This window comes from Arthrobacter sp. 05T420, assembly GCF_056396305.1.
Genome location: NZ_JBFTLG010000007.1, coordinates 60797 through 85938 on the forward strand (window position 1 = coordinate 60797; position 25142 = coordinate 85938).

The 25142-nt window shown below is 62.2% G+C and carries 15 protein-coding genes and 2 pseudogenes; 3 read left to right on the forward strand and 14 right to left on the reverse strand.

From position 1 onward, the window contains the following. Positions 1–72 precede the first annotated feature (72 nt). The 3 genes from AC1DEM_RS08650 to AC1DEM_RS08660 form a co-directional block, all read right to left on the reverse strand. The gene (locus AC1DEM_RS08650; RefSeq protein ID WP_441410123.1) at positions 73–1056 is read right to left on the reverse strand and encodes a D-2-hydroxyacid dehydrogenase; all 984 of its coding nucleotides are present in this window, start codon (positions 1054–1056) and stop codon (positions 73–75) included. Between the two features lie 71 nt (positions 1057–1127). Further along, the gene (locus AC1DEM_RS08655) at positions 1128–2888 is read right to left on the reverse strand and encodes an IlvD/Edd family dehydratase (protein WP_441410124.1); all 1761 of its coding nucleotides are present in this window, start codon (positions 2886–2888) and stop codon (positions 1128–1130) included. Positions 2889–2941: 53 nt separating this feature from the next. Beyond that, the gene (locus AC1DEM_RS08660) at positions 2942–3712 is read right to left on the reverse strand and encodes an SDR family NAD(P)-dependent oxidoreductase (protein ID WP_441410125.1); all 771 of its coding nucleotides are present in this window, start codon (positions 3710–3712) and stop codon (positions 2942–2944) included. A gap of 183 nt (positions 3713–3895) precedes the next feature. Between AC1DEM_RS08660 and AC1DEM_RS08665 the strand changes: the two genes are divergently transcribed. Continuing rightward, positions 3896–5080 (forward strand): Gfo/Idh/MocA family protein, encoded by a 1185-nt coding sequence (locus tag AC1DEM_RS08665; protein ID WP_441410126.1) that lies wholly within the window; start codon positions 3896–3898, stop codon positions 5078–5080. Between the two features lie 89 nt (positions 5081–5169). Here AC1DEM_RS08665 and AC1DEM_RS08670 read toward each other — a convergent pair whose 3' ends face one another. The 9 genes from AC1DEM_RS08670 to AC1DEM_RS08710 form a co-directional block, all read right to left on the reverse strand. After that, positions 5170–6525 carry an aldehyde dehydrogenase family protein gene (locus AC1DEM_RS08670; RefSeq protein WP_441410127.1) on the reverse strand — a complete coding sequence of 452 codons (1356 nt, stop codon included), beginning with the start codon at positions 6523–6525 and terminating at the stop codon, positions 5170–5172. Between the two features lie 92 nt (positions 6526–6617). Continuing rightward, complete coding sequence (gene iolD, locus AC1DEM_RS08675) at positions 6618–8564, reverse strand: 3D-(3,5/4)-trihydroxycyclohexane-1,2-dione acylhydrolase (decyclizing) (RefSeq protein ID WP_441410128.1); 1947 nt, start codon at positions 8562–8564, stop codon at positions 6618–6620. 188 nt (positions 8565–8752) lie between these two features. Next, the gene (locus AC1DEM_RS08680) at positions 8753–9886 is read right to left on the reverse strand and encodes a Gfo/Idh/MocA family protein (RefSeq protein ID WP_441410129.1); all 1134 of its coding nucleotides are present in this window, start codon (positions 9884–9886) and stop codon (positions 8753–8755) included. An 83-nt stretch (positions 9887–9969) separates the two neighbouring features. Next, entirely contained in the window at positions 9970–11730 is a 1761-nt protein-coding gene (locus AC1DEM_RS08685; RefSeq protein ID WP_441410130.1) for a hydantoinase B/oxoprolinase family protein, read from the reverse strand. 2 nt (positions 11731–11732) lie between these two features. After that, positions 11733–13823 carry a hydantoinase/oxoprolinase family protein gene (locus tag AC1DEM_RS08690; protein ID WP_441410131.1) on the reverse strand — a complete coding sequence of 697 codons (2091 nt, stop codon included), beginning with the start codon at positions 13821–13823 and terminating at the stop codon, positions 11733–11735. A 34-nt stretch (positions 13824–13857) separates the two neighbouring features. Then, positions 13858–14757, reverse strand: a complete 900-nt coding sequence (locus AC1DEM_RS08695) for a fumarylacetoacetate hydrolase family protein (RefSeq protein WP_441410132.1) — start codon at positions 14755–14757, stop codon at positions 13858–13860. Between the two features lie 2 nt (positions 14758–14759). Further along, a complete protein-coding gene (locus tag AC1DEM_RS08700; RefSeq protein WP_476884065.1) occupies positions 14760–16049 on the reverse strand; it encodes an aspartate aminotransferase family protein in 1290 nt (429 codons plus the stop codon). A gap of 19 nt (positions 16050–16068) precedes the next feature. Continuing rightward, complete coding sequence (locus tag AC1DEM_RS08705) at positions 16069–17016, reverse strand: C-terminal binding protein (RefSeq protein WP_441410134.1); 948 nt, start codon at positions 17014–17016, stop codon at positions 16069–16071. A gap of 224 nt (positions 17017–17240) precedes the next feature. Further along, a complete protein-coding gene (locus tag AC1DEM_RS08710) occupies positions 17241–18923 on the reverse strand; it encodes a sigma-54-dependent Fis family transcriptional regulator (RefSeq protein ID WP_476884066.1) in 1683 nt (560 codons plus the stop codon). A 509-nt stretch (positions 18924–19432) separates the two neighbouring features. On the opposite strand from AC1DEM_RS08710, the gene AC1DEM_RS08715 reads away from it, so the two are divergent. Further along, positions 19433–20101 (forward strand): TetR/AcrR family transcriptional regulator, encoded by a 669-nt coding sequence (locus tag AC1DEM_RS08715; RefSeq protein WP_476884067.1) that lies wholly within the window; start codon positions 19433–19435, stop codon positions 20099–20101. Between the two features lie 1032 nt (positions 20102–21133). Here the strand turns inward: AC1DEM_RS08715 and trpA are convergent. Together trpA and AC1DEM_RS08725 are read right to left on the reverse strand one after the other, a co-directional pair. Continuing rightward, positions 21134–21918: pseudogene (trpA, locus tag AC1DEM_RS08720) on the reverse strand (tryptophan synthase subunit alpha). Then, positions 21915–22820: pseudogene (locus AC1DEM_RS08725) on the reverse strand (pyridoxal-phosphate dependent enzyme). The pseudogenes trpA and AC1DEM_RS08725 overlap by 4 nt, the downstream one beginning before the upstream one ends. A 1570-nt stretch (positions 22821–24390) precedes the next feature. On the opposite strand from AC1DEM_RS08725, the gene AC1DEM_RS08730 reads away from it, so the two are divergent. Next, on the forward strand, positions 24391–25131 hold the full coding sequence (locus AC1DEM_RS08730; protein ID WP_441410137.1) for an IclR family transcriptional regulator: 741 nt from the start codon (positions 24391–24393) through the stop codon (positions 25129–25131). Positions 25132–25142: the final 11 nt, after the last annotated feature.

Genomic DNA, 25142 nt, shown 5'->3' on the forward strand with positions numbered 1-25142 from the left:
GGGACACGGGATCCCATGGGGGTATTCCGGCCCGTTTCTAGAACCCGGAATACACCCCATGGAATGGCTTCATCAGGGCGCTTCAGACGCCAAGGCAGGAGTAGCCGGACCAAGCTTCTTCAGGTCCACCACGTCCTGGAGCGGCTCACGGGCCTTCCACAGCCTGAGATTCCGGGCAAAGCAATCCACTACTCTTCCCCGCCAGCCGATCAAGTCGCCGGAGGCATGCGGGGAGACCAGGATGTCCCGACGACTCCATAGCGGATTCCCGATATCCAAGGGCTCATGTTCAAACACATCCAGTGCCGCCCCGCCCAGATGTCCGGCGTCAAGGGAGTCAAGAAGGTCCTGCTCCACCACCACCGCCCCGCGGCCTACGTTGACCAGACGCGCCCCGGGCCGCATTGTGCGGAGCCGCGACGAGTTGAACAGCCCGCGGGTTTCTGATGTAAGCGGCAGGGTCAGCACCACGTCATCGGCTTGGCCAAGAAGCTGGTCAAGCTCATCAAAGCCGGAGATTGAACCCAGCTGGGGATCGTTCCTGGCAGACCGGCCCACAACGTTGACGTCCATTCCTGCAGCGCGCAGGAGGAGGACGGTTTCGCGGCCCACCGGACCCGGCCCCACTACCAGGACTTTCCGTCCCAGCAGCGGCTCGGTTTCTCGGTGCTGCCAGATGCGCGCCTGTTGCAGCTCTATGGTGCGGCGCAGGTCTTTGGTGAACATCAGCAGGACGCCCAGTACCCACTCTGCGATCGGCCGCTCGCACACGCCGCGGGAGTTGCTCACAACGATGTCGCTGTTGACGATTTCATCGGTCATCAGGCTGTCAACGCCGATGCTTGAGGTGTGTATCCAGCGCAGCTCTCCCGGCCCCACCTCACGCAGGAGCTTGGTCCTGAAGTCGTTCAGGAACAGGATCTCCGCACCGGGCTGGGCAGCCCGGAACTCGTCCGCGGTGCGCACCACCACGACATCTGCCTCGGCTTCCAACCGTTCAACAGGAGGGCGCGGGCGGCCCTCCTGGACAATCACCATCACTTTTGGTCTTGACACACTTACCCCTTCCCGGGGCTGCCCCTCAGGAGCAGCCTCCGCTTGTTCTTGTGTTTGGAGTTTGCTGTCGTTTACCAGCCGCCCTGCCAACCGCTCATCAGACCGTACGGCAAGCGTTGTGGCTCCTCGTCCGGCAGGCCCTTGAGGAAGTCGAAGTCGCAGCCTTCATCGGCCTGGTTTACGTGATCGATGAAAAGCCGTCCGTAGCCGCGCCGGTATTTCGGTTCCGGGAGCTTCAGTTCCGCCAGTCTGCTCTCGATCTCCTCGGCTGGGATGTCCAAATCCAGGCGCTGGTTCTCGACGTCCAGCACAATGGGATCTCCGTCCCGGACAATCGCCAGCGGCCCACCCACGGCAGCCTCTGGAGAAACGTGCAGCACTGTGGTGCCAAAGGCGGTGCCGCTCATGCGGGCATCCGAAATCCGGACGATGTCACGGATCCCCTGACGCAGGAGCTTCTCGGGAATGGGGAGCATGCCCCATTCGGGCATGCCGGGAGCTCCAACCGGTCCACTGTTGCGCAGAACCAGCACAGAGTCTTCGGTGATGTCCAGATCGGGGTCGTCAATCCTGCGTCCCAGGTCGTAAATGTCCTCGAAGACCACTGCTGAGCCTTTGTGCTGCAGCAGATCCTTGGACGCAGCACTCCGTTTGATGACCGCTCCGTTGGGTGCGAGGGAGCCACGGACGACGGCAATGCCTCCGGAAGCATCGAAAGGGGCCTCGAGAGTACTGACCACGACGCCGTCAGGTTCGGGGGCCGAACGGTAGCCATTCTCAAGGGACTCCCCAGTGACCGTGATGGCGTCCCTGTTCAGCAGCGGCGCCAGTTCCTTTAGTACGGCGGAGATGCCGCCGACCTGGAACAGTTGCTGCACCAAGTACTCGCCGGAGGGACGGACGTTGACAATGCGGGGGGTCCGTTGGGAGATCTCGTGGAAGCGGTCCAACGGCAGTTCATAACCAACCCGCCGGGCCAGTGCCAGAAGGTGCACCACGGCGTTGGTGGAACCACCCACAGCCATCAGGAGGGTGATTGCATTATCGAAGGCCTCTTTTGTCAGTATTTCGCTGGGCTTTGGCCCCTGCGACAGTGCCATCTCCACTGCCCGGCGGCCGGTGGCTTCCGCCGCTTGAGCGCGACGCGCATCTACCGCAGGGATCGACGCAGTGCCCGGCAGACACATGCCGAGTGCTTCGACGAGGGACGTCATGGTGGAGGCCGTGCCCATCTCGCTGCAGTGTCCTGCAGAAGGTTTCGCAGCCGATTCAAGCTCGTCGAAGTCCGCCTCGGTGATCTTCCCTGCGCGGAGCTCATCTGCGTACTTCCAGGTGTCTGTGCCGACCCCGAGCTGCTTCCCCCGGAAGTGTGCGGGCTCTTGGGGGCCGCCTGTCAGCATGATGGTTGGTACATCTGCACTGGCGGCCCCCATGAGCTGGGCTGGGACTGTTTTGTCACAGCCGCCGAGCAGCACGATGGCGTCCAGCGGGTAGGCGCGGATGGACTCTTCAACGTCCATGGCCATCAGGTTGCGGAACTGCATGGCCGACGGCTTCATCAGACTTTCACCCAGGGAGATGGTGGGGAATTCCAGCGGAAGACCGCCGGCCATGAGAACGCCGCGCTTCACGGCGTCCGCCAACAGCTTGAAATGGATGTTGCAGTTGACCAGCTCCGACCAGGAGTTTGCGATTCCAATCACCGGCTTGTCCTTGAGAGCAAAGCGCGAGAAGCCCTCGGCCTGGATCGCTGTGCGGTGAACGAATCCGGTGAGGTCGTGCGGTGCGAACCATCGCGCACTTCGGAGGTCCTTGTAGTTCGACTCTTCCATGTCCTTTAAACTCCTTGGGCTTGTTCGGTCTTGGCGGGTAAATTGGGGCGTTCCTACGCAGCGGTTGTGCCGCCGTCGAACGCCATGCTGGTTCCGGTAGCAAAAGTCCCTTCGACAGCCAGGAAATAGATAGCCGCTGCCACCTCGTCCGGATCCGCGAGCCGGTTCAGGGGCACGGTGCTTTCCTTCAATCTCCGGGCTTCCGTTGGATCCGGCGCCGCCGCCAGGCCTGCCCGCACCATGGGCGTATCAATCGGCCCGGGGCAGACTGCGTTCACTCGGACAAGGGGTGCCAGTTCCAAGGCCAAAGCCTTGGTGAGTCCTACAACGCCGGCTTTGGCCGCGCAGTAATGGACAAGCCCGGGTGCACCCATGGCGGCGAGGTCGGAAGCGACGTTCACGATCGAGCCTCCCCCGGACCGCCGCATATGGAGCCCGGCCTCACGGGAAACGTAGAAAGTCCCGGACAGGTTTGTCTCCAGCACGTCGTGCCAGCGGTCCTCGTTGAGGTCTTCCAAGGCCACATGCCCGGCCACACCAGCAGCGTTGACCGCTACGTCCAGGCCCCCCAGCGTATGGATCGCACCTCGGACGGCGTTCTTGACTGCGGCGGCATCGGAGACGTCGGCAACCACTGTGTGCGCGCCGGCGCCGATCTCGTCTGCGACGCGCTGCAGACCGGCCGACCGCCGGCCCAGCAGTGCCACCCGGGCGCCTCGTTTGGCGAAAAGCTTTGCGGTCGCTTCCCCGACGCCGGATGCCGCACCCGTGATGAGCACGCGCAGGGGTTCCGTTCGAAGCTGTTGATTTCGGTCCATCATCATCGACGGAACTCCTTCTGTAGGCACAGGTGGCTGGCATGTTCCACTAAAGCAGTGCATCCCCGCCGCCAGCTGTCTCACATTGAGACACATCGCACACTGCCTGCGTTCTTAGGCTGGTCAGCAGATGCCGCCTTCATTCCGTGGCACAGCACCGCTGAGAGCGGCACAGACTAAGGAGTCCTTTTGGAACAGCAGAACCGCATTGGGGTTGGCTTGATTTCGGTCGGATGGATGGGCAGGTTGCATTCGCGCGCGTACCTGGCCACCAAGCAGTTCTTTCCGGAACTGCCTCGGCATCCTGAGTTGGTGATCGCCGCGGACCCGGACGACGCCGGTCGCCACCATGCCGAGGACGCACTCGGTTATAAGGAAACGGCCACGGATTACCGCAAGGTGCTGGAGAACCCGGACGTGGACGTTGTGTCCATTTGCTCCCCCAACTTCCTTCATCACGAAATAGCACTTGCCACCATCGAAGCCGGCAAGCACTTCTGGATTGAGAAGCCCATGGGCCGCAGCGCGCAGGAGTCCCGCGAAATAGCCCAGGGCGCAGAGGCCGCAGGACTCATCACATCTGTGGGATTCAACTACCGGCACGCACCCGCTGTGGCGGAAGCCAGGCGGCTCATCCGGTCCGGAGCCCTGGGCCGAATCACCAACGTGCAGATCCGCCTCCTCACCGGATACGCCTCGGATCCAAGCCAGGTGTTTACGTGGCGCTATGAGCAGGCCCGCGCAGGCTCCGGAGTCCTGGGCGACGTCCTAAGCCACGGCTTCGACCTCGCACAGTTCCTGGTGGGCCGCATCACCTCGCTGAATGCCGTGACGGAGACCTTCATCAAGGACCGGCCGCTGCCTGCCGGCAACTCCTCGAATTCCTTCGACATGGGCCAGGCCTCGGACGTCACCCGGGAGGTGGAAAACGAGGATTACACCGCCATGCTGGCCCGCTTCGAAGGCGGCGCGATCGGCATGTTCGAGTCCACGCGCGTGGCCATCGGACCCCATGCCGAATACATCATCGAGGTCTACGGCACTGAAGGCTCCCTGCGTTGGAACTTTGAGCGCATGAATCAGCTTGAACTCGCCACAGACCGCAGCGGCTACCGCACCATCATGACACCGCCGTCCTTCGGCGAATTTGGCCGCTTCCAGCCCGGTCCCGGGCCCGGGATTGGATTCAACGACCTCAAGACCATCGAGGCCGCGCTGTTCCTGCGTTCAGTTGCGGAAGGAAAGCAGCTTGGTCCGTCCGCCGCGGACGGCTGGTCAGCCTCCGAACTCGTGGATGCATCGCTGCGCAGCGCCGGTTCCGGCGACTGGGTTGAGATCCCGGAAGTTTCCGGGAACACGACCTACCAGGCCTAAGCCCACACCGCACTCCACTCGCAACAAGAGGAGGCCGGATCTGGATGATCCGGCCTCCTCTAGCGTTTTAGTGCTTGCATAAAAGGTTGCTACTTGGCGAAGCGGAACAACTTCTTGTTCGCGAACTCCAGCATGCCCACCTTGCCCAGTTCGCGGCCGTAGCCGGACTTCTTGACGCCACCAAAGGGAACATCGGCTCCGCTGAGGTCGTATGCGCCGATGAAGACCATTCCGACGTCGAGCTGGTTGCCGACGCGCTCAGCGCGCTCAAGATCGTCGCAGATCACCACGGAACCGAGGCCGTACGGCGAGGAGTTGGCGAGCTTGATCGCTTCCTCGTCGCTGCCGACCTTGTAGAGCTGGGCCACCGGGCCGAAGAGCTCTTGGCTGTAGACGTCCATGGACGGCGTGATGTTGGTGATCACCGTTGGGGTGAAGACGTTGCCCTGGGGCTGGTTGTTGCCCACCAGGATTTCGGCGCCCTGGTCGACGGCTCCCTGCACCTGCTCTGTGAGGAACTTAGTAGCCGAATCTGAAGAGAGCGGGCCGAAATCGCCGTTTTCGTAGGATTGCCCGGCAATGGCTGCTTTGAACTTCTCTGAGAATTCATCGAAGTACTTGTCCAGCACCACGATCCTCTTGGAGCCATTGCAGGACTGGCCGGTGTTGCCCATACGGCCCATGACGGCCTTTTTAACGGCCTGGTCAACGTCATCGGTGTCCAGCACAATGAACACGTCAGCGCCGCCGAGCTCCAGCACGCACTTCTTCAGGGCACGCCCGGCCTGCTCAGCCACGATCGCACCTACCTGCTCCGAACCTGTGAGTGATACCCCCTGGAGGCGGTCGTCGGCGATGATGTCCGAGATCTGCTGATGCGTGGCAAAAAGATTGACGTAGGCACCCTCCGGGAAACCGGCGTCGCGGAAGAGTTCCTCAAGGGCCAGGGCCGACTCGGGGCACTGGCTCGCATGGCGGACGATCACGGTGTTGCCCAGGATGATGTTGGGAATCGCGAAGCGTGCCACCTGGTAGTAGGGGTAGTTCCACGGCATGATGCCGAGGACCACGCCCAGGCCTTGGTACCGGAAGAAGGTCCGCAAGCCGTCGGCTACCTCAAGTTCTTCATCGGCGAGCCATTGATCCGCGTGCTCGGCAAATGCTGCCGCGATGGCGCCGGAAAACTCTGCTTCCCCCACTGCCTGTGGAAGGGGCTTGCCCATCTCCCGGTTGATGATGGCCGCGAGCTTGTCCTTGCGTTCCACAAACAGGTCGGCCAGTCGCCTGGCCAAGGCTGCCCGCTCGGCCACGGAGGTGGTGCGTGACCACTCCTGATAGGTTTTTTGCGCTGCGCTGAGGCCTGCCTCCACCTCTGCGTCGGTAGCCGCAGGGTATTGCGCGTGGGTGGTTCCTGTGGCGGGATCTACAACAGCGAATGCACTCATGGTGGATGCTCCTTTGTCAGAAAATTGAAAGAACGGGGTTGCCCCGTAGAACGTCGGGCGGGACCGCTCCAGAGCGGTCCCGCCCGGTGCGTTTAGCGCGCGTTAGGTGCGACGGTGGCTGCGTAGAAGCGCTGGCGGGCACGGCCTTCCAGGTGCTTCGCAGTCCCTTCCTGGCTGCCCGGGCGCTCCGAGGTCATGGGAACTCCGACATCCCAGAAAGCACCGTTGCCGGACAGGTAGCGCGCACGCTCGACACGGGCCACAATGACTGCAGGCCCGTCCACTTCTTTGGCCTCGGTGAGCGCCGCCTCGAATTCCTCGATGGTGGTCGTGGACCAGGCTGCACAGCCCATGCTGGCAGCATTGGCCGCAATGTCGAAGTCCAGAATTGCTCCGTCGAGGCGACCGGACTCCTTGCTGCGTTCCCGGTACTGGGTACCAAACTCGCGGCCCCCGCCCTTCGCCACCTGGAGCGGCCAGATGCACTGGTGCCCGCGGTTGTCGACCACGATAGTGATGATCTTCTTGTGTTCCTGTACTGCAGTGACCAGTTCAGTGGGCTGCATGAAGTAGGTGCCATCACCGATCAGCACGTACACCTCGCCCGGTGCGTCCCCGCGGGCGATCCGGTAACCCAGTCCGGCCGGGATTTCATGGCCCATGCAGGAGTTGGCGTACTCGAAGTGGATCTCGGTGCCGTTGGACGGATCCCAGGCCTTGTGGATTCCTTCAACCGCACCGCCAGAGCCCAGGACCAGGGCGTCCTGGCTGGTGGCCGTCCGGTTGAGCACGTCGATCACCTGGGCCTGGCTCATGTTCTCACCGGGGAATGCCTGAAGGTCGTGCCGGCGTACCTCGAAGGTGGCCTTCCGGGCGTCCGCGATGTCGCTGCGGAAGTCCTGGGACGTGCCGTAGTCAACAGCTGCGAGGCGTTCCCGCAACGCAGCAAGGGACAGTTTGGCATCGCCAATGACGGGGAATGAGCCCATCTTGTGGGCGTCGAATGAGCCAACGTTGAGGTTCACGAACTTCACATTGGGGTTCTGGAACAGTGAGTGTGATGCAGTGATGAAGTCCTGGAGGCGTGAGCCTACAGTGATGACAACATCCGCGCCGTCGGCGATTTCGTTTGCCCCCACCGTGCCGGTCACGCCGAGGGCGCCCAGATTGAGTTCACTGATGGGGCCGCTTCCCTTGCCGGAGTACGTCTCGGCCACCGGAATGCCGAACTCGGCGCTGAAGCGTGCCAGCTCCTCCTGTGCCTTCGAGTAACGGACGCCACCACCTGCGATCAGAAGGGGGCGCTCGGCGTTCGCAATGATTTCGGCAGCATCGCGATACTCGTCCTCCACAGCCGGACGACGACGGATGTGCCACACACGCGGTGTGAAGAAGGATTCCGGGAAGTCGAATTCCGCGCCCTGGATGTCCTGGGGCAGGCAAACTACTACGGCGCCGGTTTCGACGGGATCGGTGAGGACCCGCATCGCTTCAGGGAGTGTGGACAGCAGCTGGGCCGGGTGGGTGATCCGGTCGAAGTAGCGGCTGACCGGGCGGAAACAGTCGTTGGCGGATACATCCCGTTCTACCGGGTGCTCGATCTGCTGCAGCACGGGATCACCGAAACGGTTGTTGATGATATCCGCGGGGAACAGAAGCACCGGAAGGCGGTTGGTAGTTGCCGTGGCGGCACCTGAGATCATGTTCGTCGCTCCCGGGCCGGCGGAGGCGGTGCAGGCGAGGGTTGCGGCGCGGTTTGAGGCCTTCGCGAAGCCAATGGCCGCGTGCACCATCGATTGCTCGTTCTTGCCCTGGTAGTGGGGGAAGTCCACGCCATATTCGTCGATTCCCTGCGCCAGGCCGACGGAGTTGCCGTGTCCGAAGATGCCGTACATTCCGGCAATCAGGCGCCTCCTTTCACCGTCCAGTTCGCTGTACTGGACCTGAAGGTATTCAACGATTGCTTGTGCGACAGTGCGGCGGCGGACGTTCTTGATGTCGACCTCGGTGCCGATATCAGCAGCGGCTGTGCTGGTCATGCGATCTCCTAAATTCGTAGGTGCGTCGGCATTTGCAAACCGATTCGCCAGAACATCAGGTTTTCATCCTGGGGAGGCAATGTTGTGTCCCAGTTTGATACGCAGCTTGCCCACGGGACACAAAACAGCAGCCGACGACGGCACGTCAGTACCGCCGTCGGCTGCTGCAGTTGTTTACGTCCGTCCCTCTAGTCGAAACGGTAGGGCTCCTGTGGCCCCACCGAAGGCAGCGGCCGTGGCCGCTCGCAGGTGCTTTCAATCTCGATGTGACGGCCCTGCTCCGAGGATGCTTCAAAGGCCAGAAGGACTTCCAGCACGTGGTAGGCGAAGTCGCCACCGGTGCGCGGCTCCACGCCCTTGCGGATGGCATAGCCGAACTCGGCCAGGCCGATGCCCCGGTAGGCATCGTCACGGTGAGTGATTGACGTTTCCCGCCAGTCGCCACCGCCTGGAGGAGTCATGTCCAACGCCAGGTCGCCGGGCTCGCCACGGCGCAGAACAGGTGCCCCGGAGAAGTGGTCCGGGTTTGGCGCCGCCAGCGAGCCACCCGTTCCGTAGATCTCCAAATGCGGCAGGTTGTGGTTCCAAATGTCCCAGCTGACGATCACGGTTGCGGCCGCACCGGACTCGAAATCAATGGCGCCTGTGACGTGCGTCGGGGTCTTGATCTGAATGACTTCGCCCTCTTTGCCGGGACGGGGCCGGGTCTCCGACGAACGCGGTGTTGTTGCAGAAACCCGCTTGACCGGGCCGAAGAAGTTTACAAGATTGGTGATCAAGTACGGCCCGATGTCCAGCATGGGGCCGGCTCCCGGGCTGTAGAAGGGGTCGACGTTCGGGTGCCAGTGCTCATAGCCGCGGCACGCGAAGGACGCGAAGGCGGCCACGGGTTCACCGATCCAACCGTCATCGATGAGCTTGCGGCTGGTCTGCATGCCGGAACCGAGGAAGGTGGTGGGCGCGGAGCCCACTTTCACCCCGGCTTCGCGGGCTGCGTCCAGGATCTGGCGTGCTTCCTCCAGGGAGGTGGCAAACGGCTTTTCCGAAAGGACGTGCTTACCTGCGGCGATGGCTTGGAGGGTCACCGGCGCGTGGAGCTTCGGCGGGGTGAGGTTGAGGACCAGCTCTACCTCGTCGTCGGCCAGCAGTTCGTCCGGCGAGAGGGCCTTGGGAACCGAATAAGCTGCTGCCCGGGCTTTCACGGCCTCCGCGTTAACGTCTGCCAGTGCCACAACCTCGACATCCGGGTGGACGTCGATCTTGTCCAGGTATTGGTTGAGAACGTTTCCGACGCCGATGATGCCGACTCGAATGGGTTCCATGTGAATCTCCGTCATTAGTTGGTGAAACCTCCCGGGGCGAGGAACATACCCCGCCCCGGAATCAGTTGCTATGGCTGATACTTCTAGCTGGGCAGACGCTCTAGGCGGGTCTTTGCCGTGGCCGCTTCGTCGACGGCGTCGTCGGTGATGACGACGCCATATTCGGCAACCGCCGCTTCAAGGGAAACCCGCGACTCGCGGTAGTCATCGAGGACCGCCAGTACGTCACGTTCCAGCGGGTCGCCGTATCCGCCACCACCCGGGGTGATGGACACTACCTTCTCGCCGGACTGCAAGTCGTAGCGGCCCACCACGGGAATTTCACGGCGTTCACCGGTCTTGAGATCTTCCACCCAGGTCGACGGCACGGTCCCGTCGTGTCCGCCGCGGACGCCCTTCGGCGGGTTGAGCTTACCCTCGATGCCGTATGTGAGGGTGACGCTTTCCCCCCGGGGTTCCATGGTGACGCGGGTTGCGAGTCCGCCGCGCTGCCGACCTGCTCCGCCGGAGTCGGCTACCAAAGTGCGTTCGTGGACCAGGATCGGATAACGCTGCTCATCCACCTCCACGCTGTCGTGGTAGAGAAGAGCACCGCAGACTGGCCGCTGGTACGTCGGCCAACCGTCGACGTAGGGGGTGGCGGGGCCACCGACGCCGCCCACCAGAATCTGGTTGACGTAGGCATTGCCGTTGCGTTCGTCGATGCCCGAAATGACCGACTTGGCGGGTGCCTGCCCGGCTGCCCCCTCAGCGGTGCCGTAGCCGTCGTCGATTTGGGAGAACGCGGCCTGGACGATGTTGACCACGCGGTCGGCGAGGTTGGTGGTTCCCGACGAGCAGGAGTAGGGGTGCTTCGGGACACCGACTGCGCAGCCGTCACGGAGCAGCACCTCCACCCTGCGGAAGGTTCCGGCGTTGCTCGGCAGGTTCTCCGGGATACCGGAGAGGATACCTGCCAGTGCTGCACCCGTTGCCGTTGCCCTGGTGAGGTTCAGGCCGTTGGGGAGGTTGTCCGGGTTGTCTCGAAGGTCAATGGTGATCTTGCCCTGCTTGGGCTTGACCTCGATGGTGGCCTGCAGGTGCACACCGTCCGGGCCGGTGCCGGGGAAGGGATCGTGGACCGAGGTGCCGTGGAGGACGTACTCGGGCAGCGTTTCGATGGCACTGGCGGTGAGGCGTTCCGAGTAGTCGAACCAGGCGTCAACGAAGTCCACCAGGTCATCGACGCCGAATTTTTCGGCGAGCTCGTGGATGCGGCGCTCGGCGATGCGCGATGCGCCCACCGATGCGAGGTAGTCGCCGTACCACTGGTCAGGAACGCGGATGCGGGAGCGGCACATGCGGATGATGTCGTCGATGTCCGTGTAATCGCGCTGGATCCTCACGCAGGGGAAGATCAGGGCGCCTTCCTCGTAGACGTCACGGGCGGTGGCGAAGAACGTGGTGGGCAGCGAGTTACCGCAGTCGGCCTGGTGGGCCTTGGTCACGGCGGTGAAGAGGTGGCGTCCCTGGATGAAGATGGGCACCAGGATGACGTGGTCGGCGGCGTGGGAGTTGCCCATGTAGGGGTCGTTGTGGAGGAACGCGTCACCCTCACGTATGTCATCATGGAGTTCCACCATGTCCTCGCCGAGAGGGCCGGCGCCGAAGACGTGCACGGGGACGCCTTCCGCTGCTGCGAGGAGCTGGTTGTCTGCGGTCAGCACGGCGCAGGAGAAGTCGCGGGCCGTGTTAATGACGGACGAACGTGCCGAGCGGAGCAGGCCGCTGGTCATCTCGCGGACGATGCCGTCGAATGCATTGGCAAGTACCGAAAGCTTTACAGGATCAAATTCGCGCGTCACGGTTATGCCTCCTTACGGGTGAGGTAGATGTTGGATCGTTCGTCGAGCGTGGCGTTCCACTCCGGCGGAACGACGATTGTGGTGGTGGGCTGGTCAATGACTGCAGGCCCCACGATCTTGTCCCTCGGTGCCAAGGTGACGCCGCGGTACCGCTGGGTGCTGAAGGCCTCGCCCCCAAAGACGATGTCATCGGTACGGTGGACCTCGCTGGTGCCGGTGGTGCCGGCCTCGTCCTTCGTGTGCTCGGGCCGCGGGATCTCCACACGGACGCCCCAGGTGATGATCTCGACGCGGCTGTCCGGATCGTGTGTGCCGTTGCGGCGGTCGTGTTCTTCGTGGAAGGCCCGCTCAATGATTCCAGCGGCATCGCCGGAGGTGTCGGGGGCGGCATCCAGGTACACACGCAGATCCCAGGCCTGGCCCGGGTAGCGGGCGTCGACGAAGTAGGTGACGTTGGCTGCCTCGCCCACCCCATCGAAGCGCTTCACGAAGAACTCGGCCTTGGCCGTCAGGTCCTCCACAGCGCGGGAGGCCGAACCGGCGTCGAAACTGCGGGTGTCGTTGTGCAGCGGCGAGAGGAACTCCGTGGCGATGGGTGCACGGTGGGCGCCGTAGGCCGCCAGCACACCTGCGGTGGCCGGAATGAGGATAGTCTCAGCTTCGAGGAGGACACCAATCGCGGCGGCAACCATGGCCCCGGCGCCACCGCCGGCAACGATGAGCGCACCCCGGGGGTCTACACCCTGTTCCAAGGCAGCCTGCCGGATAGCCGTGGCCATGTGGTTGGCAGAGACGTCCAGAATGGCCTGTGCGGCCTGCAGGGTGTCCATCTTCAACGGTCCGGCGATGCGGGTATCGATGGCCCGCACGGCGGCCTCGCGGTCCAAGGTGAACCCGCCTTCGAAGCCCTCGGTATCGAGGTAACCGAGTGCCACACATGCATCCGTAACCGTTGGCTCTTCGCCGCCGCGGCCGTAGGCTGCCGGGCCGGGGGTGCTGCGCGCGCTCTGCGGACCCACGCGGAGCAAGCCGCCGCCGTCGATCCACGCGATGCTGCCGCCACCGGCACCGATGCTGGAGACGGCAACGGAGGACAGACCGGTGAGGTGTCCTACGAAGGGCTCACCCAGCCAGGCCTCCCTCGTGTGGCGGACCACGCCTTTTTCAACCAAGGACACGTCGAAGGTCGTGCCACCCATGTCGCAAACAACCACAGTGTCGCGGTCCGGAGCCGCTGCCGCGCCGACCAGCGGCGCCATGGACGGGCCGGAGTTCAGCAGCAGAACGGGACGGTCCAGGACATCGGCGACGTCGAGAACAGCACCTTCCGAGGTCACCACCAGAAGGTCACCGGCGAAGCCGTACTTCTGGAGGTCCGAGCGTAGCTTGCCCAGGTGGTCGGCCATCAAGGGCTTCAGGGAGGCGTCGATCGAGGCTGCAGAGGAACGGCGGTATTCGCGGATGGTGGGGTTGGCCTCGTTGGAGAGCGTGAAGGGAACATCAGGGAGGATTTCCTTTATCAGCTCGGCAACCCGCTTCTCGTGGGTGTCGTTGATGATCGACCAGAGGAAGGATACGGCAACAGCTTCAATCCCCTGTTCCTTGAAGGAACCCAGTACTTCCCGGACCTGCCCTTCGTCCAGCGGCACCAGGACATCGCCTTCGGCGGAGATGCGTTCGGTGATCTCGAAGGTCAGCTGGCGGGGAACGTAGGGCGGCGGGTAGGCGGCCTTGGAGTCGAAAGCATCCCGGCGGCCGCCTTCGCGGAGCAGCAGAGTATCCGCGAACCCGTCCGTGGTCAGCAGTGCGGTCTTGGCAACCTTGCCGGTCAGCACTGCGTTGGTGGCGTGGGTGGTGCCGTAGACGATGACGTCGGCGTTGCGGAGCACCTCGTCGCCGCTCCAGCCGACCGACTCCGCCGCACGGCGGACAGAAGCTTCGAAGCCGGTGAACACGCGGTCGTAGGTGGTCAGTGCCTTACCGACCGCCATGTCGCCGCTGTTGGAATCGACCACGACGTCGGTGAACGTACCGCCGGTGTCGACGGCGATACGGTACCTGGCCTCGCCTGGTTGTGTTTGTACTTCACTCATGGGTCTTCATTACTTTCGTAGAGCTTGCAGGGAATTAGAGTTGGGGCTTGCCGACGGTGTTGCGAAGCAGTCCGACCTTTTCGATCTCGATCTCCACGGTGTCTCCGGGCTCAAGCCAGACAGGCGGGTTCCGCTTGGCACCGATACCTTGCGGGGTACCTGTGGCGATGACGTCACCCGGTTCCAGGGTGAGGAAGCTCGAGACGTAGGAGACGATGCGGGCGATGGGGAAGATCTGGTATCGCGTGTTGGAGCGCTGGACCTCATTGCCGTTCACGCGGGTTGCCAGTTCCAGGTTTTGCGGATCGCCCACTTCATCCAGGGTCACCAGTGCAGGGCCCCAGGGGGTTGAGCCGTCGACGGCCTTGCCAGCAAGCCATTGGGTGCCGCGGTATTGGAGGTCGCGTGCCGTGATGTCGTTCAGCGGAGCGAGGCCGCCGACGTACGCCAGCGCGTCCTCTTCTGATACTTCGCTGGCACGTCGTCCGATGACCACTGCCAGTTCACCCTCGAAGTCAAGGTTCTCGCTGACTTGTGCACCACCGATCTCGTCTTCAGGACCAACCATGGTGGAGGCGAACTTGGCGAAAACGTCCGGGTACTCGGGGAAGGCTCGTCCGGTTTCTGCTACGTGATCTTTGTAGTTCAGTCCAACGCAAAGGACCTTGGAGGGATCAGTCACGGGTGTGGTGAGGCGGATCTCGGCCCGTGCACCAACGCGGGCCACGGGGTCCTGACTTGCCAACGTGTTGACCTCGGCAGAAATGGCCTCAAGCCGGTCACCATACAGCTCGAGGAACTCACGGACGACGGTGGTGGCTCCATGAACGGCTTGCTTGGAACCCTGCAAGAGCAGCTCCAGGTCGTAGACGGTATCTTCGATCAGGACACCGCCACGAACGCCGGATTCGTGCTCGTAGGAAACGATCTTCATGGTTATTTGCCGCCTTCCGTTGCGGGAGTCTTTGCGGCAATTGCCAGCACGGCATCTGCCAGACGGTCAGCGATGTCGCTTACCACCTTCTCGTCCATGGGTGTGGACAGGGACAGCAGGTTGGCTGGGGAACCGAGCAGCCCCCGTTCGTAGGTGGCCCACCACAGCTGGTGCTGGGTCTGTTCGTCCACTTTCTCTGCGCCAGCCGGGACCGCGCGGAGCAGTGAGCCACGGCCGCGGATTTCCCAGCCTGCCTCAGCGACCCGGGAGTTCACTGTGTCCCGTGCGGAATCGCCCAGATGGTTCAGCCGCTTAACTTCCTCTTGAGTGTAGAGACGCAAGGCCACGGCCCCTGCGGCCATGCTGACCGGGTTGCCGGAGAATGTGCCGCCATGCGGCAGGCTGCCCGGCCGGGTCGGGTCCACCTCGGCCATGAGTTCGGCCTTGCCGCAGAGGGCTCCAACGGGGAAGCCGCCGCCGATGAGCTTGCCGGTTGTCAGCAAGTCGGGGGAGACGCCGTATTCGCCGCTGAAACCGTTGAATCCGAGCCGCAGGCTGATGACCTCATCGATGATCAGGACGATGCCGTACTGGGTCGCAAGCTCCCTGGCCGTCTGGACGAACTCTTTAGAGATCGTGAGCAGGCCGGCGCGGTTGGGCAGCAGGTCGAGGATGATTGCCGCGTACTGATCAGGGGCGGCCTCAATCGTCTGGCGCAGGAATTCGACGTCGTTGATCGGCACTGCGGTGACGTCGTCGATCACGCCGCGGGTCACCCCACGCTGGTAGGAGGGTCCGCCGGGCACCAGGGCTACCTCGGACGTTCCGTGGTAACCGCCCTTGGTGACGACGACGCGTTCACGGCCGGTACTCGCCCGGGCGACGCGGATTGCGGACATGACGGCTTCTGTGCCGGAATTCGCGAAGCGAACCTGGTCGAGGTCGGGCAGGCGGGATAGCAGGAGGTCGGCAAGTTCCCATTCGTAGAGGTTTGGGATGCCCCAGCTGGCTCCAGCGGTGAGGGCTTTGGTTGCGGCCTCCGTGATTTCCGGGTGGGCGTTGCCGTGGATCAAGGACGTGAAGTTGTTGTTCGCGTCGATCAGTTCGCGGCCGCGGTCATCCCATACACGGTAGCCTTCGCCTTTGATGGCATATGGGCTCGGGGCTCCGGTGTAATAGGTTGATCGGCCGTAGCCGCCCGGCAGCAGCGGAAAACCGCGCGGCCCACGACGCACGTGCGGATCTTCCGTGGGATTGAGCTCCGCGACGTTGTCCAAGTTTGTTGTTCCCAATTTCGAGTCTCCAGTCTTTTCAGTTCACGAGGTCGATGAGCGGTTGCCCGGTCAGTGCCAGGCGGACCCGTTCCACGGCTCCGTCCTGCAGTGCGCCCGTTGAGCGGTTGGAGCGCCAGGCGATGTGGGGAGTCAGGATGGTGTTGGGCGCTGAGCGGAGCGGGTGTCCATCACGCAGCGGCTCCTCGGCGAAGGTGTCGATGCCGGCGCCGGCGATGTGTCCGGAGGTCAGTGCTTCGGCAAGAGCTGCTTCATCGATGAGGCCGCCCCGGGACACGTTGACGACCACCGCGCCCTTGCGCATCCGTGCCAGGACATCCCCGGAAAGGAGGTTTCCCGTGTCTGCGGTCAGTGGCAGGTGCAGCGAGACGACGTCGGAGTTCTCCAGGATGTCTTCCAGGGCAGCCAATTCCACAAAGCTGTCTGTGACAAAGGGGTCATAAGCCCGGACGCGGGCTCCGACAGCCGAGTACATTCGGGCCACATGCTGGCCGATGCGTCCCATTCCGAGCACGCCGACCTCAAGCTCGGAGAGTACCGGTGTATCGTAGCCGATGGTTCCGGCCCAGCCCAGGTCGCGGATCGAGGCATTACCGGCCGGCAGGCGACGGGCCAGAGCCAGGCCCATGGCAAATGCGTGAGAGGCGACTTCCTCGGATGCTGTTCCTGGAACAATTGATACCGGGATGCCGGCTTCCGTGGCTGCGGCAACGTCGATGTTGTCGTAACCGATTCCGTACCTGATGACCGCACGGCATTTGGACATGATCGGAAAATCGTCGGCAGTGAGTTTGGCGTAGGGCGTGATCATCACAATGTCGGCCTCAGGAAGCCCGTCGCGGAAGGCATCGGTGTCTGCCGCAGGGTTGAGTGTGTAACCGAACTCTTCCGCGAGTGCGTGTTCGCGGTCCAGATTCGGGAAATGGTGGGGAGCCACAAGAATGGTTCCCTGGGCATCGAGGGTCATAGTCTGTCGTCCTGTTCGTGTCGTACCGTCGTTCGCTGCCGAACACTCCATGGGACGGGGTGCCGGTGTCGGGTGATTTCAAGTACAACGCGATATCGAAGCCTCTATCCGTGCCAGATCGAGACACAAGAGTGGGACACCTGTCCCACGGGACAGGGTTGCCGGGCAGCACGCAGGAGCCGGTCATCCTTTGATGGCCGGCTCCTGCGTGCTGCCCGGTGGAATCAGAGGTCGATGCCCCGACTGCGGAAGTAGTCCATGCGCCTATACAGGGTGGAGCGGCCGATCTGCAGAGTTTCCGCTGCGAGGCTGCGGTTGCCTTTCGCCTCCTGAAGCGCGGTGCGCAACTCGCTGAGCTCGGCGTCTTCCAACCGCGAAAGCCGGCCCTTGGTCAAGACCCGGTGGAAGCCCTGTGACAGGTCGTCCCCCGTCACTTCGGCACCTTCTGCCCGCTCCACGGCGTTGGAGACGACGGACCGGAGCTGGTCTATGTTTCGCGGCCAGTCGGCGTGTGTGAGCGTCGAGACGAGCCTGCGGGAAAGCCTGCGCTCCCCCAGTTCCTCCGCAATGGCAGTGGCGAGTTGCGGGATGTCTTCCCGTCTGTTCCGCAGCGGGGCCACTGGGATCTCAAGGACGTCAAAAGACTCGGAAAGCAGCAGGGTGGCTTCTGTGGGCCGAGCAATGGTGAAGATCAGTTTGGTGGCCGAATTGCCCCGCAGGTTGCGGGCGATCTCGCTGGCTTCGTTCTGGGAAAGCTCATCGGCGTGCTCAACAATCAGCGTCGCAGGCAGTTCCGTAGCCACCCGGTGGAGCACGTCCCTGAATTGGTGGTTCCTGAGGGTGCCACTGCGTGCATCAACTGTCATTTGGCCACCGCGCAACGATGCGATGGCGCTCGCCAAGCGGCGTTTCCCGCTGCCAAGTTCACCGATCATTACCACGGACCTGCCCTCGTCCACCGCCTTGCGGGCCAGGTTCAGGGTGCGCTTGAATTCGGTGCTGGTGCCATCCAAGTGCTTCATCAGCCGCTCAACTGTTCCTTGCGGGGAAGACTCCAACTGCAGAGGTATGGCTGCAGCAGCGACAGCCCGATCCTTGGTCGGAGCATGGGGCCGGACCACAACAATCGCCCCGACACTCGCAGGCGACAGGGTTACAGGGGAAACTTCCAGAGTGGACAGTCCAGGCCCCCGCAGCATGACCTCGCAGTTCATGCTGCGGCCGGAAGACATCACCGCCGTGGCGTAGCCGGATATGATCGAGAAATCGCTGTCTTCCAAAGAAGCCGATGCAGAGGTGTTCAGGAGGGAGTTCTTCCCATCAACTGCTATCACCGCGTGGTTGCCCCTTCGGCGCGAGATTCTCAAGTACTCATTCAGAAGCGCCCGCTCCTTGGAAGAGGTCCGCACCTCGATGTCGCGTTCGATCCGCGAGGCCACGCCCTCAAGCATCAGCAGCGTCGAGGAGGGTTCCAAGGTGGAGACGCGGTTGGCTGGGAGTGTCAGACCAATCACTGCCCGCACGCGGTTGTGGAGCGGGTCCCGGACCAGGGAAGCAAAGCACCAGTTCCCCCGCATGTCTTCGCGGAAATGTTCCTCCGGGGCAAGCCAGACTCCGCGGCCTTCCTCCAGCGCCAAGCCCTCACCGTTGCTGCCGCAACTTTCTTCCAGTAGCGAATATCCGGCCGGGAAGCCGTCGTCACGAAGGAAATTGGCCTTGACGAGTACGCCGTTCGGTGCCGTCAGGCTGACATATCCGCCCAAGTCGGCAGCCACTTCATCCAGCTTCTGCAGATGCGGGCCGGCCGCATGGATTGTGTATTCGTCTACCCGGCCTTCGTCAAAAAAGCCTCGATCGGCTACGGCGTCGACCCCGGCGGCCCGGCTGCGGTACCAAGAGCGCGCCACGATCGGCCGGATTCCATGGAGATCCGCATGAGGTTGCATGAGGAAGAGTTCACGAACTCGATCTGTTTCGCGCAATGAATTCTGCGGCCAAGGGGATAGCAGTTCAGCGGAGGCCATGGATTAACGGTCTTTCTGGAGAAAGTAAGAGGGTCTAGGAGACAGCGGCAGCACCGCTGCCGTGTGATGCGCGTCGCCGTGCGAGCCACCCCGGGATCCGAGGGCGGAAGGCCTGCTGGGCCTGCCAAGCTTCGTCTTGGGACGCGTTATCTTCCAAGGCTCTGGCGCTGATGTGCGCGGCAATCATGCCCGAAAGGCCGCTTCCAAAGTTGTTGCTTTGCTGGCTGGCCCCCCAGCTTGTATTTTCGGTGACCATGTTCCGCTCTTCCTGCTCAGAACCGCATCTATACAACGCCCAAGGCGGTTGTTTCTTCGTGCCACTCCAAGAGTACCTAACGAATGATCGTTAGCCAAGAGTTTTTGAGACGTTATTTGCTTGTTAGGGTCGAGCTATGAGTGGTACATCTTATGTGACTGCACGCGACGATTTTGCAGACCGCCTCGAGGAGTGGGGCTGGGCCGGACAGTCAGTCTCGCGTCGGCATATCCTTGAGGCTTTCCTTGAACTAGCCATAGCGAACGGGTTCAACTCAGTCTCGATGCGGACCATCGCGAATGCCGTCAACATCAAGCCTCCAAGCCTTTACTCACACTTTCCGAATGGCCGGGATGAGATTGTCACAGAGTCGCTGAGGTGGCACTTCCATCGGTTCGGCGTCGCACTGTTAGAAGCGGTTGGCCAAGCCGCATCCGCTGAGGACTTCTGGGATGCCATGGTCAGGCTCCATTTCACCCGTCAGGTGCGGCTTCCGGAGAGCAATCTGTGGGATCTGCTGGTTGCCACGGACAGAGCGGCACGAATCCTTCCGGCCGAACTCCGCGCCCAGGTCGATGACTGGGTGCGGATGCACCAGAACATGTATGTAGCCGCAGCCATGGATATGGGTTATCCGGAGGCGGAAGAGCGAGTCAAAGTTGTCGTGACATTGCTTGAAGGTGCGACCCGGTGGGCATCACCCGACTGCGACGATGAAGAGTTGGAGAAGCTGACCGACCGGGCGGTCCTGCTTTCACACGCCGTTCTCAAGCTGGATCTCCATGCTGCAGCGCAACCGCTATAAACGGGACGGTTCGACTATTGACGGGCGTGGCTTCGAACGGACTCTTGCCGCTCCCGAAAGAGTGGCCCTTTACTGCATCTCAAGGTGTAGCCAGGAGGCTCGCAGGATGCAGGGAAGAAATGAAACGTACCGCGATGCTGCTCTCGGCAGCTGTCAGAGCGATCCGCGACTCCAATATGTAACCAGGACCTGCAGGACGTCGCATTCGGTTTGCAAGTGAAAACCTTTACCGATCCACTTTCACGAGGTCGTAACCGTCGTGCTCATGAAAGAGTCGCCGCTCTCCGAGGCTGTCCAGAAGCCACACGAAATCACCGTCGGGAGTACACTCATCAACGGTTCCCACTTGCACGAACCTCCCCGCGAAACTTACTTCCACTACGTCGCGTCGAGCTACGTTGTCTCAACGTGTCCCTAAAATTCTCGTCATAGATGCTGCACCATTTCTTTGTCGAATTGCTTGATGGTATTAAGCCTTAGTGTCCAAATAACTTGCGCATTAGTGGATGTCTGGAGATGCTTAAAGCATCAGCTTTGGGTTTACCAAGAGACCGTGTCAGTTTGGGACACCCTGGCGCGACCCAGAGTTTGAACGGCCCATTAAAGCTCCTGGACTTGGAGTACGCTCAAACCGTAGTCTTCTCAGCGCTTCCTAAAACGAGGACGCCCCTAGCCTGGAACTCGAAGTCCCGGCCCCCGACCTGAGCTAGAACTCGCCAATGGCCTCCTGGGCGGCGAGGGTCTGGGTGCCTGGGCTCAGATCCCCAAAGTCACGGCCGAGGCCACCCTCGGACGATACCTGTCCTGCCGGCCATCCGGGCAGAGCAGTTTTCAGCGAGCTTGCCGAACCGTCCCGTGGGGTTGCACGGACGGGCTGTTGGCTGGTCCGTCGTTTAAATGATGCTGCCCTCGATTACAGGGCTTCGGCGTGCGTGATACGGAGCGAACCCCACGGCAGCGGGATATGGAACCCGGACCAGTCGGGGCTCGGGATGGTTGCGGGACCCATAAGGAACGTCTGCTTGATGCGGGCTACTTCCTGGCCGGCACTGCACTGAGGTCTCTGGTGAGGGAAGCGATGGCATCAACGCCGCCTTCGTGCAGAGCCGACACAAGCTCCGAGCCGACAATGACGTCATCAGTGTAGGCGGCGATTTCGGCAACCTGCTCTGCGTTGGAGACACCGAGGCCAACACACACCCGTTCGGCGCCGGCAGCCCTGGCAGCGGCCACGACGTTCGTGGCGGGCGAGCTCACCGATGCCCGGGAACCGGTGACACCCATGATGGAGGCGGCGTACACGAAACCACAGCTCGCCTCCACGGAGCGTCGCATGCGCCCCGGGGTCGAAGAGGGCGCCATCAGGAAGACGCGATCGAGGCCGTACTCCTCGGAGGCCTCCATCCACTCGGCTGCCTCGTCTGGAATCAAATCAGGGGTAACAAGTCCTGCTCCGCCAGCCTCCGTCAGGCGCCGCGAGAACTCGTCCACACCCATGCAAACCACTAGGTTCCAGTAGGTCATGACCAGGACAGCAGCGTCCGTTTCGCTGTGATCCCCGCAACCACGTCGAAGACCTGGCGGACGGAGAACCCCTTGGCCAGGGCCTCGGCAGTGGCCGCCTGGATGACCTGCCCATCCATGACTGGGTCGGAGTAGGGAATCCCGATTTCGATAAAGTCGGCACCGTTGCGTGCCAGGGCGATGCCTGCCGCAATGGTCTCCTCCACACTGGGGTAACCCAGGGCAGCCCGGCCTTCCGCTCGGGCCTTGTCGATGGCACACGCTGATTTGCTGGTCGACTGCGCGGTGCTCACAGCTGTTCGCCTTCCTTGCCGATGGCTGCCTCCGGCGAGTTCTTGTCCTGAAGGTCGAACCATTCTGCGGCGGTCGCCACGTCCTTGTCGCCCCGGCCGGACAGGCTCACAAACACGACCTTGTCTGCTGCCCCGGCGGCGCCGACCTCGGCAGCCAGCCGCTGTCCGACTTTGATGGCCCCGGCCAGGGCATGGGAAGACTCGATTTCGGGAATAGTGCCCTCGGTGCGGCACAGAAGGCGGAAGGCTTCCATGGGCTTCGCTGTCCGTAATCGGCTCGTAGCCGACACGCCCGATGTCAGCCAGATAACAATGCTCGGTCCGACGCTCGGATAGTCCAGGCCGGCCGAGACGGAATGTGATTCGATGGTCTGCCCGTCGTCGTCCTGCATGAGGTAGGAGCGGGCGCCGTGCAGCACGCCGGGACGACCAAGCGTGATGACGGCGGCGTGGCGGCCGGTTTCCACGCCGTCGCCGCCGGCCTCGAAGCCGTAGATCTTGACGGACAGATCATCCAGGAAACCGTGGAAAAGGCCGATGGCGTTGGGCCCGCCACCAACACACGCGCAGGCGGCGTCTGGCAGGCGGCCGGTCTGCTCCAGTATCTGGGCCCGGGCCTCCTCGCCGATGACCTCGTGAATGTAGCGGACCATCACCGGGAACGGGTGCGCCCCGGCGGCTGTACCCAAGAGATAGTGAGTGTTCCCGACATGGGCCACTCAGTCCCGGAGAGCTTCGTTGATGGCGTCTTTCAGCGTCTGGGATCCATTGGTGACCGGCACGACCGTGGCACCGAGGAGCTCCATCCGGGCCACATTCAGCGCCTGCCGCCGGCAGTCCTCCGCCCCCATGTAGACGACGCACTCCAGCCCAAGCAGTGCCGCAGCGGTGGCGCTGGCCACGCCGTGCTGGCGCGGCTACCTTGGCTGCTGGCAGTGGTCGCGCGGTGGTGCGCTTCATTTCGATTGCCATCAATTCCTGTGAACAAAAACCCCGTCCGACTTGAGAAATGCTTGGTTTTGGGATTGGTTATTCACAATCCACAGCACTCCCCCGCTCTCCGAGACTTCTTCCACTCGACCTTGGGCAACGATCATTGCATTCCTCAAAATGTTTACTCGTTCACCGTCTTGCAGTTCTCGCCAGTCGGAAAGCGCAGCATGCTTTCTCTGTCTCTTGTGAGCTTCTCGAGCCTTCATTGCTTTCACCCTAATCTGTAAAAAAGGAACTGTTTGTGCGCAGCAGCTTGGGCGCCGATTGAGGTCGCCAATGACCTAGACGCTGAGAGCGGCTAGTCGGACCTGCCCAGCCGGTAAGAACCTGTGGCGGAACGTACCGTCACTGCCACGCGGGCCTGTTCACAGACCCTGAGCGCCAAACTCAATAGTGGGTGGATCCCGTGACCCCCGCGCAAGCATTACTTTGTATCCGCGTCCTCGCCGCACCGTGTCAGGCCACTGCCGCCATGGTGTCCGGCCAAATGCCATCGAGGGTATGGCCGACAACTGAAACCATTGATTCGTTGGAAGCAGGCAACCGCGGCCCCATGGGCTCACTCAACTCCGAGCGCTGCTTGCGCTGGACCGACTCGTCGTCGAAGGCCCCCTGCGGGTTGCATTGCTCATTCGCGCGTAGCCCCCACTCGAGGTGCCGACCGTGCGCAAGCTTCCGGTTCATCATTCTGATCAACTCACCAAACTTTGAGATCTAAAGGGTCTCCTCCAGCATGAGATCGGGGGCAAGGAACAAAACGTGTCACTTTGAGACAGCTGGCGACGCCAATTCCCCGCCATGGCGAGGGGTCTTTAGGTAGCAACAAAATCCATCAGAGCAAATGCAGCATGTACCTGCGGCCAATGGCCAGGTGGCCGGGGCGCTTAGGTTTTCAAACATTTCTCGCCCTGTTTCCGTAGCGGTCGACGCGACGCTACCCACCCAGATGCCTTCAGACGGTGTGAGGACGTCTTCGATCCTCTCGACCGGAAGAACACTGGGCTGGACGCTCTGTCCGCGGTGAACGCGTCGACACCACAGACAACACCTTGCCGAAACACCGGCGTCCGGGCGGTATCAAAAGAGGGACATAAACCCCTCCATCCCGGCTTTCCAAAGGGCAAGCCGCCTCGGCGACTTCGCTGTCGTGAATGAAGACAGGCCCGCTCCGTTATGAGCATCCTAGGCTTCGTCGTAGGCATTAGGCCATGTGTCCCAGGAGTGGGGCTGCTCCTTCAGCCGGTCCCTCGAGCGGCCCCCGGGATCCCAAAATACCGCGCACGCCACGGCCAGTACTTCCGCGCTGCAAGGGTTGCCAGAGATGCAGAGACCGTACTCTCACATCCGGCTAATTCGGAAAAGACTCTTGACCGGTCTCTAGGCACAGGGCATGATCTACAGGCATTCGCATTTTACGAAGGGTGTTCGCATATATCAAATAGCTCTAGGACCTCAAGCACAGTTGCAATGGCCCTCCGGGTGCTCAAGCTGCTGAGTGAGAATCCTGATGGTATTGGGGTAAGCGACGTTGCCCGAAGGATGGGAATTGGGCGCAGCACAGCACACATGCTCCTAGCCACCCTTGTCGAACAGGAATTCGCCCTGCAGAACGAGGAGAGCCAGTATGTTCTGGGCATTACAGCTTTTGAGGTCGGAGCAGCTGTACCGGACGCGGCCCGCTTCGGGGGTGAGCTGCTTGGGCCGATGCGCGAGCTTGCAGATCTTTCCGGCGAGGCCGTATCACTGGCAATCCCGTGGCATCGCGACGCGGTTATTGTCCAGCGCTTTGAGACCAATCACGTCCTAAGGGTGGACATTGGGGTTGGGACTCGGATGCCACTCATCAGTTGCGCGTCCGGAAAAATCATATTGGCTTCCCTGTCGGATGCAGAGATCGACAATCTCTACCCGGAGGACGACCTGCCCCCCGTGACGGAACACAGCATCCGTTCCAAAGACCTCCTTAAATCCGTGATCCTCCCAACTGTGAGGAGGCAACGATATGCGGTGACCGAAGGCGAATACGCAGTAGGGATTGATGGTGTGGCTGCCGGAGTCGCCGATTCCACGGGTTCTGTGGTGGCGGCACTGAGCGTGGCGGGACCAAGCAGCCGATTCTCAACAGACAAATGGGTGAGCGGCCTGCTCCAGGCCGCAGACGACATGACTGCACTTCTTGCAGCCCGCCGCCGCAACTCAGCAGTGAACACACGTTTCTAACGAGAACGATG